We start from the raw sequence: 15,143 nt of genomic DNA on the forward strand, positions 1-15,143 counted from the left end.
ACTGGGTTAATTCCATCGGATTTAAGAGTTTTAAGAAGGATTTTTTCAGAAAAAGACTCACGCACAAATATGATTTTCTGTCAACTTAATTTAGATGCGTTTACCCTGGGGCGAGATGGGAGTGAACTAACTCCATTTGCTCGGTAGAATTAAAGGGTAATTGTCCTGTCAGTAGTTCGTAAAATGTGACTCCCAGCGAGTAGAAATCGGTGCGGTAGTCGATACCTCGATTCATTCTACCGGTTTGTTCGGGAGACATATAAATTAGCGTTCCTTCCAGAACGTTAGGGCTGATAATTTCTTGGTTTTCTCTGGGCAAAAGGGAAGAAATACTGAAGTCGATGATTTTGACTTCTTTGGTGTTGGGATTAATTAGAATATTCTGGGGTTTTAGATCTTTGTGAATAATTCGATCGCGATAGAGTCCTTCTAATACTTTGACTATTTGAATTGCTATTGGTAAAAAATTGGCGCTACTGAGTGGGCGAAGGGCGGTATATTCGGTAAGAGAGATCCCGCCAAAATCTTCCATGACTAAAGCAAAACCGTTGCGGTAGTTGGAGAGCGCCAGGGGTTTAACAATTCCTGTCAGGTCAAGATTTTTGGTGATTATGTACTGATTCCGAAACTGTACGAGTTCGTTGAAAGTGGGATATTCGCTTTGCAGGATTTTGATGGCGACGGGTTGTTGGTCTGATTCGGAGAGCGCTCGGTAAACTTGGGTTCTGGAGCCGTTGTAAATGCGATCGAGGATGCGATATCCGGGAATTGTTAGTGAAGTGTCAGTCATGGGATTTATTCTCTATTAATATGTTGCGGGGTTTCTGGAGGCTGATTGCGATGGGGAGCATCTCAGTTTTGTATGTAGTGCGAGCGTCCCCGCTCGCACTGTTAAAAAATACTTTTTGTTCTCCGCAGAGATGCTCCCATGCGATGTGCCCATCCTCGAATTTATTGTAAATTTTATGCAGGCTTTTCTGTAAATTTTAAGATTCTCGGCAAGGACTAAATGACACCCGGTGAAAGACAGACACACCAAACCGTTCTAAAGCTAATTTATGTTTTTTTGTACCATATCCTTTGTTGTTTGTCAAGTCATATTCAGGATACTTAACAGCCAAACGCACTATTAATTCATCGCGCCAAACCTTCGCCACAATACTAGCAGCAGCAATCTGAATCGATCGCCCATCACCCTTGATCATCGTCTCTTGCTCGATCGCCAAATTGGGAATCCTTTGATTCCCATCAACCAAACACAAATCCGGCGTCACCTTCAACTTCAAAATCGCCCGTTTCATCGCCAACAAAGAAGCCTGCAAAATATTGAGGCGATCGATCTCCCGCACCGAAGCCACACCAATTTGACAGTCAACAGCCACAGCCCGGATTTTCACAGCTAACCGACTCCGGGCTGCGGCACTCAACTGCTTGCTGTCGCGCACCCCGCAACTTGCTAATTCATCGAGAACTTCGTCGGGCAAAATGCAGGCAGCAGCCACCACCGGCCCGAACAAAGCCCCTCGTCCGACTTCATCCACACCCGCAATTACTAGAGAGTCCGAGGGAGAGGGGGAAAGGGGAAGATGGAAAGATGGGAAGAGAGTAAAAATTTCTACTTCTTCCTTCTTCCTTCTTCTTTCTTCCCTCTTATCTCTTCCCTCTTCCTTCATAACTATTCATCCAAAAGGGCAGATGAGCGGCGGCGGCGGCGGCGGTTAATAGCAGGCTCCTCGGGTTCGCTTGATTCGATCGGCTCATTGAGTTCGATCGGCTCATTGAGTTCGATCGACTCATAGGATTCGATCGGCTCATAGGATTCGCCCATCACATCGCTGGGTTCCTCCATCCGATCAAAATCATCAGTTGAGTCGATCGAACTCTCGCCGTAAATTTGGGCCTCATCATCCTCAGAAAAAACAGGCTCAACTACCGATCTTTCTGAATAATAATCCTGTTCCTCAGCATTCGGTGGAGGCGTCGTCGGTTCAAATTCAAATTCGAGCTGCTCGAAAGGCGGCTTGTTCGGGGCCGATCCGGGGAGAGTCACCGAAACGATCGCATTCTTAGGATTTTTGACGCTGCGATCGGTCAGCACCAAAGGAGAAACCCCCATCAGAGCATAAACATCCTGCTCCTCCGCCGTCATTTCCACCGAAATCACCTCTGGAGGCTCGACCATCGGCTTCATCAACTCAGACTTAGCGGGACGCACGCGATCGAAATCCTCGCGCCTGCCAACAGTAGCCATATTCACCAGCCCGAAGCCCTCCGAAGCCGCCCGGATGCCGGGGGGTGCCAGATACTCAGAGCGCGTATCCGCGACGGGCGCGCTCGAAGTATTCGGCAGCCGCAACTTGCTGCGTACCGGTTCCTCCTCCGCCGGGAGAGCAAAAGGCTCTTCGCCAATCCGGCGGCGGCGGCGGCGTCTAGTTCCGTTCCCCAAATCCTGATAGCTGGGATGGTTGAGCAAGTCCAAAGGCGATGCGTTGCTGCCGGTCTCAAAATCCAAACTTTCGCTTTGAGGTTCCCAAGCAGCCCGAGCAGGTTCGGGGGAGCGTTCTTCCCGCACTGGGGCAGGAGTTGCAGCCGCCACAGGCGTCAAGCTGCGGCGTTCCAACCCTTCGGGCAAATTCAACAAAACGCGGTTCGAGGTAGCAACAGTGCGATCGGCCGATTCCCGCACCGCTGCGGCGAAGTCTTCTTCTCCGGGCAAGCGCACCAGATGACCCAACCCGCTGCAAGTAGGGCAACTGTGGCCGAACAACTCGTAAATATTTTGACCTTGGCGCTTGCGAGTCAGTTCTACCAGCCCCAATTCCGACAGTTGAGCGATTTGTGGCCGAGCTTTGTCAGCTTTGAGAGCTTTATTGAAATGTTCCAGCACCTGCAACTGATCGCGGCGGGATTCCATGTCAATAAAGTCAACAATAATCACCCCGGCAATATTGCGTAACCGCAGTTGTCTAGCAATTTCCGTGGCTGCTTCGCAATTTGTCCAGAGTACCGTTTCCCGAGCCGTCGCCGATCGAGTAAACGAGCCAGAGTTGACATCAATCACCGTCAGCGCCTCAGTCGGCTCGATAATCACATAACCACCCGAAGGCAAATCAACCCTTGGTCTGAGGGCTTCTCGAATCGCAGCGTTAACCCGGAAAAATTCTAAAATCGAGGCGCGCTCTCGGTGGTGGTCGATCAAAACTCCCGCAGGCAGTTTACCGCCGTTCCAGCTCATCAACTGCTGCTTCACCCGCTTAATTCCATTTTGCGAGTCCACCACAATCCGATTCACGTCACCGCTGAACATATCTCGCAGCACCCGCTGGATAAAATCGTCATCCCGGTTGAGCAGTGCCGGCGCCCGCGAAGTACCGCCTTCTAGTTGAACGGCTTCCCACTGTTTTTGGAGGACTTCCAAATCTTCCATGATCGCTTCTTCGGTCATCCCTTCAGCTTCAGTGCGTACCAGCAGCCCCATCCCGGCCGGTTTCACCAAAATAGCTAGGGCTCTGAGGCGGTTGCGCTCGGCTTCCGACTTGATCCGCCGTGAGAGATTGACTCCCCTGCCGTAGGGCATCAGTACCAAATAGCGGCCTGGCAGGGTAATGTTGCCTGTCAGCCGGGGGCCTTTGCTGCCCGTCGGTTCTTTCATTACCTGTACCACCACTTTCTGCTGGGGGGTCAGGAGTTCTGTAATTGCTCCGGCCGAGCGTTTAAGGCGCAGCGGGCCGAGGTCTGTGACGTGCATAAACCCGTTACGTTCTGGGTCGCCAATATTAACGAAGGCCGCATCTATCCCTGGGAGTACATTTTCAACAATTCCCAAGTAAATGTCACTGACTTGGTGGCTGCCTGTGGCTACCACAAGTTCTTGGATTTGATCTTCTGAAAAGACGGCAGCAATGCGATGCTGCTCTGCTATAACTATCTGCTTTGTCATTCAATTTCCTCAAAAAACTGGCAGCAAGTTAGAGACACTTACGCACTCATAGTGCCTCTGACTTAGACTGTAATTAGTAGTAGCTTGAAGAGTTATTAGCTGTGAGTTGGTGCAGGGTGGAAAGAAAGTTAACTGTTGACCGTTCACTGTTAACTGTTGACTGTTCACTGTTAACTGTTAACTGTTACAGATAAAGTAGTTAAACCCGCCCGTACAGAGTTATGAGTTATGCTCAGCAGATAAATCTGAGAGATAGAAATAAGGAGGCTTTTATCGAGTTAGCAATATTGAGATTTGAGTTGACAATTGCGAAATCAATACTCAAAATTCAACACTTACAACTCTTCCTTTGAACGAGCGCGAATAAATTCATTGACACCGTACCAATTTCTTAACACACAACTTAACACTACGAACTGATAACTCCGCTTGCGTGGTGGTTGAGGGCTGGTTTTGAGCGAAAGTTGGTAGGAGTGAAAGCGTAAGGACTTTTGTTGAATTCTTGTGCGATCGCACTCAACATACCCCAGCTTGGCATTCGACTGCAACCTCCGCCCCTGCCAACCCTAAAACCTCGTCAGTCGATTTTAGATTTTAGATTTTAGATTTTAGATTTACTCCACAGATGAATCTGGGAGATTGAAATTTAGTCTAAAATCTAAAATTTTGGTTCTCCACGAATTAAGTCGGGGGCTTATCTCCGTTTTTTGACGGGTCAGTCGATTTTAGATTTTAAATCTTAGATTTTAGATTTACTCCACAGATGAATCTGGGAGATTGAACTAGAGTCTAAAATCTAAAATTTTTGGTTCTCCACGAATTAAGTCGGGGGCTTATTTCCGTTTTTCGACGGGTCAGTCGATTTTAGATTTGAGATTTTAGATTTACTCCACAGATGAATCTGGGAGATTGAACTAGAGTCTAAAATCTAAAATTTTTGGTTCTTCACCACTTAAGTCGGGGGCTTATCTGCGTTTTTTGACGGGTCAGTCGATTTTAGATTTTAGATTTTAGATTTTAGATTTACTCGACAGACGAATCTGGGAGCTGGAACTTTAATCTAAAATCTAAAATTTTTGGTTCTCCACGACTTAAGTCGGGGGCTTATCTCCGTTTTTTGACCCGTCAAAAACATCTATTGTTGAATATCCGCTCTGCGGTTTGAACCGTGAGATTTTTGAATAAGCCGACCACCGACAACCAGTCGATCGATCGAAATTAATCGCTAAATTTGGTTCAGGCCCCGCTCCGGCGGGTTTGGCGCTAGATTTAGCCCGTGAATGTACAACAAAAAGGCTTGAAGTCTTGAACAGAAGCAAATTGCACCCAGCCCGCGTTGCTGGTTGACGAGGGCGGCGAGCGACTAAAGCGCTCGAGCCGCCGCGGCTTCCATAACAAGCGATTATAGCGTGAAAGGACACATCCCGATCGAGAGCCGAAGGTAAAAAATTCCACCACGGCTTCCCTATCTTAACCATAACCTAGGATTAGCTGACTACGCTCAACCTGCAGAAGCTGAATTTCCTGCTGGCTGACTTGTTCGAGCATGAAAACAATATGTTCTGGCTTTAGCAAGTTGCCATCGCTGCGACAACTGCCGGTAAAGCGCAAGACGGCTCTACCTTCGGATGTACCACTCCTAGCTCTTGTGCTGCTGTGTGGTTTCTGCTCTACAAGTTCTAGTTTGTGCAGTCGATCGCGCAAATTGACATCCTGCGTCTTTCCCGACTTAGTAGTATGCACCCGCCAAAAAGCCTCGGTTTCGACTATCGTCTTGACCCAAGCTTCCCAGTTGGCATCAGGAGCCACAGAGACAGGAGCAGAATTTTCATGGTCTAATTCGCCATTTTCTGTCAACGAGCCTGCGGAGGCCACAGTAATTACGTACTCCGCTGCTTCTAACAACTGGTTAGCAGAAGGAGCCTTGAGATCGATCGACTCAACCTTGTAAATCGGAATATTTTCCGGCAGCTTAGCCCCCAACTTTTCCCGAAAACTCTCAATATCGATCGACTCAGTGAGCTCAAAGTCGGCAATTTCCCCAGTGCTGGTAACACCCAGAGGCAGAGCATTTGCCAGAGAAATCCGAGGGTTCGGGTGAAACCCCCCGGTAAACGAAATCGGCAAATCGGCTCTGCGGACTACTCGATCGAACAATCGGATCAAATCCAAATGACCAACCAAAGCCATATCGCCCACCTTCCCGAACCAAACCCGCAAACGCTGTTTCCGCTCCGTATTCGGGACAAACTCCCCAGCAAACTCAGGAATTGGCAGCGCATCCACAACCACATTGTGTCCGAAATCAGTGCCACACACCCCGCAGCGCGAACACCCTTCAAAGGAACAGTCGGGAACCGTCGCTGCTTCTAAAGCCTTTTGCAAGTCAATTTTCAGCCAGTTTTTGTCGATTCCCGTATCTAAATGATCCCAAGGCAAAGGTTGATCCAGTAGGGGCGGTGCCCCCGTGCCCGCCTCCGCCGTTAAATTCATCCGTGTATCCGTGTCCGCATCCGTGTCGTGCTCCTCTTCCTTCTCAAAAAGATTCCACTCGCCGCTTTCGACTTGGCGGTATTTCCAGGTAAGGCCCGACTCATCGATCGCCTGAGTCCAAGCTTTGTAAGCCTGATCCAAGCTTTCCCACCACGCATCCATACCCGCGCCAAGTTCCCAAGCGCGGCGGACTACAGCGCCCAAACGTCGATCGCCCCTTCCGACAAAATCCTCCATTGCCGAAATCCGCACATCAGTGTAATTCACCTTGACGCCTCGCATCCCGCGAAACTCTTCCTTGAGGAGTTTTTGCTTGCGGGAAAACTCAGCAGTAGAAACCGAGTGCCACTGAAAAGGAGTGTGAGGCTTAGGCGTAAAATTAGAAATTGTCAAATTAAAATTCAGTCCCCGCCTGCCATCGATCCTGCATTCCCTGTGCAGCCAGCGGACTGTTTCAGCGATACCCACAACATCTTCATCGGTTTCTCCGGGCAAACCGATCATAAAATACAGCTTGATTTTATCCCAGCCGCGATCGACCGCAGTTTTGACACCCCGAAGCAATTCTTCGTTAGTCAAACCTTTGTTAACGATGTCGCGCATCCGCTGAGTACCAGCTTCCGGGGCAAAAGTCAAACCGCCTTGTCGCGTACCGCCGAGAATGTCGGCAATATTATCGTCAAATCTGTCAACTCGCTGGCTGGGTAGAGACAGAGAAATATTTTTATCTTTCAGGCGATTTTTGATTTCCATCCCAACTGCGGGGAGTGCCAGATAGTCGGAACAACTGAGGGAAAGCAGGGAAAACTCGCTGTGCCCGGTGGCTTGCATCCCCTGTTCGATCGCCTCTACGACTTGCTGCGGTTCGACATCGCGCGCGGGGCGAGTCAGCATTCCCGGCTGACAGAATCGACACCCGCGGGTGCATCCCCGACGGATTTCTACTGTCAGTCTGTCGTGTACTGTCTGGACGTAGGGAACCAGGCCGATCGAATAAGCTGGTATGGGAGTCGCCACGCGGCGCAGAATTCGTTCTGGAACTTGCGGGCGGTTGGGATGAACGGAACCGTCGGCCGCCATATCGTAGAATTGCGGGACGTAGACGCCTGGAATTTGCGCTAAATCCAGCAGCAATGCTTCTCGGCTCAAATTATTTGTTTTGCCTTCTGCCAAAATCAAGCCAATTTCTGGCAGCAACTCTTCTCCATCTCCCAAAGCGATGAAGTCAAAAAAGTCCGCGTAGGGTTCGGGGTTGGAAGTTGCCGTTTGCCCGCCAGCAAAAATCAGTGGCATTTGACCGTTTTGGGGATTGGTCGCTCTTTCTTGCCAAGTTAGGGGAATGCCGGCTAAATCCAGCATTTCCAGAATGTTTGTGGCTCCGAGTTCGTAGCTGAGGCTGAAGCCCAGAATATCAAATTCTGTGAGCGATCGCCTCGATTCTACGGCAAACAGCGGAGTTTTGGTCGATCGCAGTTTTGCTGCCAAGTCTGGTGCGGGCAAATAAGCTCGATCGCACAACTGTCTCGGCCCTGCGTTCAAAATGTTGTAAAGGATGATGTGCCCCAGATTGGAAGCACCAACTTCATAAACTTCTGGGTAAGTGAGAACCCAGCGCACCAACGCCCCGTCCCAAGGCTTGTGCGTAGATCCCAATTCGTTTCCCAGATAACGAGCAGGCTGATTAATGTCTGCTGTAAGTAATTCTTCGACTTTTACTGCCACGGCTCGACTCGCTAAATATTTGCGACTCTTAAGCAGCCTACCTTAAAATCTGCCAACACGCCAACGACAGTAGTCTGTCTTTTCGGGCATTTAACCGAATTTGCTGTGTTTTTTTGCCTGTTCTCGTCGCCCAGGAGGCTCTATCAGTGTTGTTTTACGCAGGAGTGTTCGGCTTCAAAGCTATCGACATTTTCAAATATCTCAAACACTCGATCGAGTTGGCTGAGTTCCAGAATCATCTTAATCCCTGGGGATACCGAGCAAAGACTAAACCTGCGCCCCATTTTTTTCGCCTGCTTCAGGCCCGAAACCAATGCCATCAAACCGGCACTGTCAATAAATTTTACCGCGTCCAAATCTACGAGTACCGCTACAACACCGGGGGCTGCAATTGCTGTCATTAGTTGTACGCCGAATTCTCCGCAGGTGGCTGCATTCAGGTAGTCTAGGGGTCGAATCACCGTAATTGGTTTATGGGCAAGAAGTGTCTGCATATGTCAAACCTATGATTGCTACGTATTTTCAACTACTGCGCTGGACGGATGTAAGCCTAAACCTACTTGATTGCTCTGAGCCTAACTTAATCTGAGGCAAACTGACCAGTTGTTGTCAGTAGTTTTACTGAATCTTTATTTATTGACTCTTTTTTATGAAGTTTTGCGTAAGATTTGGGGAGGAAACGTAAGCTACTATACTATTTTTTATTTATGTCTGTAGGTTGAGTCTTGGTAACTATAAAAATTGCGATCGACTTGGCCCTAGCTGTTAGATAAAACTGAACAATGTAATTTAAATCACTTATTAGTTCTGATCTAGATCACCTGTTTGCTCGACAATTCAGAGGAGAATAAAAATGTACGGAGTTCTCCGACTTACTATGCAAGCAACTCATGCTATTCGTCAACTTGTAGAAAAAGCCCTCTACATTAAGCAGTTGACGCCTGACATTGAAAACGAAATCAACTACGAGCTCACCCGTTTGGGGTACATCTCGGATATTGATTATGAGGCTTTAGAGTTATTAATGGATGAAATGGATGCCGGCCGGGTGCAATTGGTATCTAGCCGTCGATAGTGGGAAGCGTGCGACCAGTCCACATCCAAAAACCCAAAAATCATTGCACGGCGGGCAATAGAGGAGTGTTAGAAGCATTTATGTCGGCCGAATATTTTTCTAATGAAGCATCTCGTTGCTGAACTTGATATTTGAGGAGATAGTGTGATGGGCGATCGTCCCTGCACCTCTGATCAAAAGCTAAAAACTTTGACTTAAATTAAATCTATAACTTTTGAGGTATGACAAATTAGATTAAGTGTAATTAAGAGTCATGCTTAATGAAGCAGCTAATTGCTGAACTTGATATTTGAGGAGAGACTGTTAAGGGCGATCGTCCTTGAACCTCATACAATTTTAGATTTTAGATTTTAGATTTTAGAAATCTTAATACTGATGATGATCGGGGTTTGGAACTGGTCTACAGTTGCATTCCTTTGAGAAACTGCTATCAGTATCAAAAACTACACACTGTGACATAAATTAAATTTCTTACTTTTGGGAGTTGACAAATTAGCTCTAAGTCTAATTAATACTAAAAAGTTTTTCTGCCGGATTAGGACTAAGGGCATCTGTCACAAATAAAGCTTAAAAAGCTTAAATTTTAATTATGTAGTTGCGCTTGTATAGCGGTTCTCAAGCGTGGTGAGGTATGCCCACGGAGGCCACGGAGGCCACGGAGGCCAGTCGTACCTCATATGAGAGCTCGAAAGGCTATACGCTATTTCCTAAGCTAAGAGCGCACAAGCGCAACTACATATTTTTGTTTAATCTGCCAGTTGGCCTTAGTCCTAAGAATTATTATCCGATCGCTCGAATGCAAGAAAATTGGTTTGTAGTTACGACATCCGTCATCGCCGAGTCAATCTAAAATCTAAAATCTAAAATCTAAAATCCTTCGGGCGTCCCGCCAAACTTGCCACCACCGCCACCAACTCAGCAGGCTCGATCGGCTTGGGCACGTAAACTTGAAAACCTTGCTGCAGCGCCCGTACCCGTTCCTCTACCCTATCAACCGCCGTAAACGCCAACGCCGGAATTTCCCTATCCACCATCCGCGATCGCACTTGCTGCAGCAAAGCCTCTCCATCAGGGGCCTGCATCTCGATATCGATCGCCAACACATCCGGATTCAGCCTTTCAATCGCCTCCAGGGCAGCCATTCCAGAGCTAGCAGTCTCCACCTGAGCTCCGCAATCTTCGAGCACTGTACAGGCAAAATCCAGGGAATCCGCGTCGATATCTACCACCAACACCCGCACTCCAGAAAGATTGCTGCTGACAAAAGACTCCTTTACAGGGGCTCGCGCCTTGCTTTCAGGAATCGCCCACTCCCCGAGTCCAGCAACAGACAATCCGCCGTCGCAATGAAGCTGTTGAATTGGCAATTTCACTAAAAACCTCGATCCTTTTCCCTTCCCGGCAGATTCGGCTTGCACCGTCCCCCCGTGCATTTCCACAAAATGCCGCACTAGGGCCAAACCCAAACCCAATCCGTTGTACGATCGCCTTATAGAGCTGTCAGCTTGGCTGAACCGCTCGAAAACGTGTGGCAAAAACTCTTCTGAAATCCCTTGTCCCGTGTCACTAACCTCAATTTCGACACTAGCGGGCGACAAATTTTTACAGCAAGCCAATTCCTCACGGGCAAAAGTCCTCTCCATCTTTCGCACCGCCACCCTCACCTGTCCGCCACCGGAAGTAAACTTAATCGCATTCGACAGCAAATTCCACGCTACCTGCTGCAAGCGGCCCGAATCGGCAAAAATCCGCCCGGTAGTTGGGTCGAAATCCGTCACAATTTCAATATTTTTGGCGGCAATCGCGGGCGCGAGAGTATCGATCGCAGCCTCAACAGTCGAAATCACATCCACCCACCGCAAATTCAGCGACAGTTTACCGGTAATAATCTGCGACACGTCCAGCAAATCGTCGATCAGAGTTGCCAGCGAGCGCGTATTGCGGTCGATCGTTTCCAGAGCCCGAACAGTCGTTTTTTCGTCAAACTTGCGGTTTCGCAGCAGTTGCGCCCATCCCAGCATCGCATTCAGCGGTGTCCGCAATTCGTGGGACAAAGTTCCCAGAAACTCGTCTTTAATCCGGTTCGCCCGCGCCAATTCCTGGGCTCGATCGTGCAGTTCTCTTTCCAACTGCTTGCCAACCGTCAAATCGAGAATAAAAGCCACAAATTCTTGACGCTTTTCCCCCAGCAAAACATATCCGATCAGCACCGGAATCCGGCTACCGTCTTGCCTCCGGTATTCCTTTTCGTAGGGAGTGCAAACTCCCGTTGCTTGTGCCTCTGCAATCCCCTTTTCGTCGAGAGACTGGTACTCCGGCGGCGTAATGTCAATGCAGTTTAATTCCCCGCGCTGCAACTGTTCCCGTCTGTAGCCAACCATCCGCAAAAATTCGTCGTTAGCCTCCATGATGCCGCCGTTAACATCCCCGAATATAATTCCTATCAAGTTAGCTTCTGCCAACATTTTCAGCTTTTCTTCGCTAGCTTTGAGTGCAGCTTCTGTGTGCTTGCGATCGCTAACGTCTTGGATGTAAGCCGACAAACCAGAATCGGAAGGATAAAAACGCACCTTCAACCACTTATTCCATAGCGGCACGAATTCTTCATACTCGATCGTTACCTTTTCTGCTAGTGCTTTGGTCGCCATTTTGTAAAACTGTAAATCGACAGCCCAGGGAAATATATCCCAAACTTTTTTACCAATCAGTTCTGCTTTTGGTCTGCCTAACAGCTCAATAGCTTGGTGGTTGACATAGGTATAGTTCCAATTTAAATCAACAGCGATAAAAGCATCGGTAATGCTTTCGAGAATGTTAGTAATTTGATCGTTTGCCGATTGCAGCGCTTTAGCAGTTTCTTCTGCTTGCAACCTCGCTGCTTGTTCGCGGGACAAAGCGGCAGCGCGTTCTTGTTCTGCCAGTTTTCGATCGCTAATATCGATGTAAGAACCGATGTAACCTGCAAAAGTGTGATCGGGCCTGTACCTGGGTACGCCCGTACCCAAAACCCAGCGGTATTCCCCGTCATAGCGTCTCAGGCGGCATTCGATTCGGTACTCGCTGCCAGCGTCGAAGGCTTTTTGGTAAATATCCCGACATTCTGGCAAGTCATCTGGGTGCAAGCTTTCCATCCAACCAGTGCCCATTTCTTGCGCCAAAGTTCTACCGGTAAACTCCAGCCAAACTTTGTTAAAGTAATCGCCAAGTTGGTCAGTGTCCGACATCCAAATCATCACCGGCGCGGTATCTGCCATAATCCGAAATCGAGCTTCGCTTTCCTGCTGCTGTGCTTCAGCTTGCTTGCGCTCGTTCCGTTCTTGAACTTCCCGCAGGGCCCGCTGAATCGACGGCACCAGGCGTATCAAACGGCGTTTGAGAACATAATCAGTAGCGCCGCTTTTCAAAGTTTCGATCGCCACTTCCTCGCCCAAAGTAGCCGAAACAAAAATAAACGGCACTCCCGGACAAGTAGTGTTGGCGATTTCCAATGCAGCTATCCCGTTAAAACAAGGCAGCATATAATCTGCCAAAATAATGTCAAAACATTTTTTTTCCAGCGCCGTGGCAAAGTCTTCTCTAGTTTCCACACACACCAGAGAAAATTGAAGCCCGCCATCCATTAGATATGCCTCAATCAGTTCGGCATCTAGGGGACTGTCTTCTACTAAGAGGATATTGAGCGTTTTCACAAAAATTCCTTTTACTTAAATATTAATTACCGGTTTATACAAAATTTGATCGGGCTGCGGATTTAAGTGAAGCCAAAAAAAGTCTGGGGTTTTGAATGGCATAAAAAATGTAAAAATTAATTGGTTTCATGAGTTGAGCATTCATATCTCAATCCTAACTTCTAATCAAGTCTCTTGCTTCTTGCTGCGGGGTGAATCCCCGCTCTGACTTGATTGGCTAGTACGCTTGTTTTTCCTTAACTTTCGTCGGTTTCCAAGGAATCGGCACCGCTGGAGTCTTGCTTCTCTGCAACCGTTTAGCTATACCCTGTTGAACAAATAGTTTCGCGCTTCTGGCTAGAAACAACTAGCTATGTAGTAATTTATCTCGCTTGCTACTAACTACTGCTACCTCGTTTGGCAGATTATTTTTTTTGTAGTGATGTCCGAGTTAATTCTATAGTGCTTTGTCGCTCCTCTCCAGCTCGAATTCGCTTGAATTCTACCCTTATTTCCAGAAGTTCGAGCAATTGTGTCAAAAAAAGTCAAAGTTGCTGGTATGTCTGCTTTATTTTTTGCCGGATTTGCCTACCATGCAAGTGTTGCATGGTAGGCAACTGTTGGCTTGTTTATCACAGTCGCCCCACAAAAAGCAATGTTATTGTAGTAGGAACTGGTTACACTTCATCTATCTAAAGATAGATTTTTGCAAACACACTGCACTCAACCTGCAGAGATTCCCTGAATTCGGTAAAACTCATATTTTGCACCATTTTCAAGAACAGGCTTTCCGGCCTGTTCCACAAAGAGTGAATTTGATTGTGGGATGAGCAGGAGAGCCCGTCCATAAAAAGCTTATGGAAAAGGGTGCAAGATATAAGTAAAACGAAGTGCCACCCCGCCGAAAATCTGAGAAAGCTCGATCGACCCATTAATTTCCTATACAAATCACAGAAAATTAGATCGGGACTCGCTACACTTCGACTCCCAGGCTGTCTCTGACCACGAATTTCAAAGGTGGTACCCGCCACGTGATTTATCCGTGGAATCAATCCAAAATCGAAAGTCTAAAATCCTCAAGCCCCCGCATTTATCCCTGGGGTCGCCTCTAAAATCTAAAATCTAAAATCTAAAATCTAAAATCGATTGACCGATCGGCTTATTGATTGAACCGACCCAAAATGTCTTAAAATATACAATACGGTGAGCTGCTGCACAGCCCGCATATATTAAAATCAAGCGCCAACTTGCAATAATTCTTTAAAATAAAGGTACAGCACCGGCGATCCCTAACTCTTCCCCCTCAGAAAGGGTAGGGTTTAGCAGAATTGAAGACGATCGTCTATGGTGACATCCAGTAAAGCCCGTGCAGTTGCTTTAGTCTCAGCTTTATTCAGGTTATTGGGAACCAGTTACGAGGAGATTTGACCCGCCGTGCTCCAACGCATCAAACAAGACTTAAAAAACGACCTGATCGCAGGACTATTGGTAGTGATACCCTTAGCTACCACCATCTGGCTGACAATTACCGTCGCCAGTTGGGTGATCAATTTTCTCACCAAAATTCCCAAGCAGATCAACCCTTTTGACGGACTCCACCCGATTTTGGTGAATCTGCTAAATCTTTTAGTAGGGCTGGCTGTACCCCTGCTGAGCATTTTAGTCATCGGCTTAATGGCCCGCAACATTTTCGGCAAGTGGCTGCTAGATTTTGGGGAACGGGTGTTGCAGGCAATTCCCCTAGCCGGTTCGGTTTACAAAACCCTCAAACAACTGCTGGGAACCCTCCTCAAATCAAACGACAAATTTCGCCGCGTGGTGTTAGTGGAATATCCGCGGCGGGGAATCTGGACTTTAGCATTTGTGACCGGTACGATCGAGAGTAACGACATCCCACCTCACCTTTCCGGTGAAACCCCGATCGGCATTTTCATCCCCACCACTCCCAACCCCACCACCGGATGGTACGCTATAGTGCCGGAGGCAGATTTAGTCAACTTGTCAATGTCGATCGAAGATGCCTTTAAAGTCATCATCTCCGGCGGCATCGTCAACCCCAACAACTCAATTGCAGTAACCCCCGAAAATATTAAGGGCAAAACACTCGAACCCTTGGTATCCGAATCAAGATACCAGGCTGTTCCAGTCGAAGAAGACTAAACGAAGACATCTTTAGGAGCGCGAATTAAATAACTTACAATTTTAATTGTTATTGTGGGATGGGCGTCCCGCCCGTCCTTTTTGG

Annotated in this window: 8 protein-coding genes and 1 pseudogene; 2 read left to right on the forward strand and 7 right to left on the reverse strand. The window is 47.8% G+C overall.

Annotated elements, in window-relative coordinates; genetic code table 11:
* Positions 1 to 109 precede the first annotated feature (109 nt).
* The 6 genes and pseudogenes from QUB11_RS29440 to QUB11_RS29465 all read right to left on the reverse strand — a co-directional run.
* Positions 110 to 790: pseudogene (locus QUB11_RS29440) on the reverse strand (serine/threonine protein kinase); the annotation flags it as partial.
* A gap of 196 nt (positions 791 to 986) precedes the next feature.
* Positions 987 to 1,673 (reverse strand): ribonuclease HII, encoded by a 687-nt coding sequence (locus QUB11_RS29445; protein ID WP_333392435.1) that lies wholly within the window; start codon positions 1,671 to 1,673, stop codon positions 987 to 989.
* A 2-nt stretch (positions 1,674 to 1,675) separates the two neighbouring features.
* On the reverse strand, positions 1,676 to 3,940 hold the full coding sequence (locus tag QUB11_RS29450; protein WP_333392437.1) for an Rne/Rng family ribonuclease: 2,265 nt from the start codon (positions 3,938 to 3,940) through the stop codon (positions 1,676 to 1,678).
* 409 nt (positions 3,941 to 4,349) lie between these two features.
* The gene (locus tag QUB11_RS29455; protein ID WP_333392439.1) at positions 4,350 to 4,478 is read right to left on the reverse strand and encodes a hypothetical protein; all 129 of its coding nucleotides are present in this window, start codon (positions 4,476 to 4,478) and stop codon (positions 4,350 to 4,352) included.
* 932 nt (positions 4,479 to 5,410) lie between these two features.
* The gene (locus QUB11_RS29460) at positions 5,411 to 8,155 is read right to left on the reverse strand and encodes a TIGR03960 family B12-binding radical SAM protein (protein WP_333392441.1); all 2,745 of its coding nucleotides are present in this window, start codon (positions 8,153 to 8,155) and stop codon (positions 5,411 to 5,413) included.
* A gap of 143 nt (positions 8,156 to 8,298) precedes the next feature.
* On the reverse strand, positions 8,299 to 8,649 hold the full coding sequence (locus QUB11_RS29465) for an STAS domain-containing protein (RefSeq protein WP_333207136.1): 351 nt from the start codon (positions 8,647 to 8,649) through the stop codon (positions 8,299 to 8,301).
* Positions 8,650 to 9,032: 383 nt separating this feature from the next.
* Between QUB11_RS29465 and QUB11_RS29470 the strand changes: the two genes are divergently transcribed.
* Complete coding sequence (locus QUB11_RS29470; protein ID WP_015176637.1) at positions 9,033 to 9,230, forward strand: hypothetical protein; 198 nt, start codon at positions 9,033 to 9,035, stop codon at positions 9,228 to 9,230.
* Between the two features lie 860 nt (positions 9,231 to 10,090).
* Here QUB11_RS29470 and QUB11_RS29475 read toward each other — a convergent pair.
* Positions 10,091 to 12,919, reverse strand: coding sequence for a PAS domain S-box protein (locus QUB11_RS29475; RefSeq protein ID WP_333207135.1), 2,829 nt, complete (start codon positions 12,917 to 12,919; stop codon positions 10,091 to 10,093).
* Positions 12,920 to 14,332: 1,413 nt separating this feature from the next.
* On the opposite strand from QUB11_RS29475, the gene QUB11_RS29480 reads away from it, so the two are divergent.
* Positions 14,333 to 15,058, forward strand: a complete 726-nt coding sequence (locus QUB11_RS29480) for a DUF502 domain-containing protein (protein ID WP_333227539.1) — start codon at positions 14,333 to 14,335, stop codon at positions 15,056 to 15,058.
* The last annotated feature ends 85 nt before the right edge of the window (positions 15,059 to 15,143 follow it).

Origin of the sequence: Microcoleus sp. B6-A1 (genome assembly GCF_036705085.1) — a bacterium.
Lineage (GTDB): Bacteria > Cyanobacteriota > Cyanobacteriia > Cyanobacteriales > Microcoleaceae > Microcoleus.

Bases quoted from the DNA above. Each gene is read 5' to 3' on its own strand.
- QUB11_RS29455 (WP_333392439.1), bottom strand. From the start codon at position 4,478: ATGCCAAGCTGGGGTATGTTGAGTGCGATCGCACAAGAATTCAACAAA.
- QUB11_RS29445 (WP_333392435.1), bottom strand. From the start codon at position 1,673: ATGAAGGAAGAGGGAAGAGATAAGAGGGAAGAAAGAAGAAGGAAGAAG.
- QUB11_RS29470 (WP_015176637.1), top strand. From the start codon at position 9,033: ATGCAAGCAACTCATGCTATTCGTCAACTTGTAGAAAAAGCCCTCTAC.
- QUB11_RS29465 (WP_333207136.1), bottom strand. From the start codon at position 8,649: ATGCAGACACTTCTTGCCCATAAACCAATTACGGTGATTCGACCCCTA.
- QUB11_RS29450 (WP_333392437.1), bottom strand. From the start codon at position 3,940: ATGACAAAGCAGATAGTTATAGCAGAGCAGCATCGCATTGCTGCCGTC.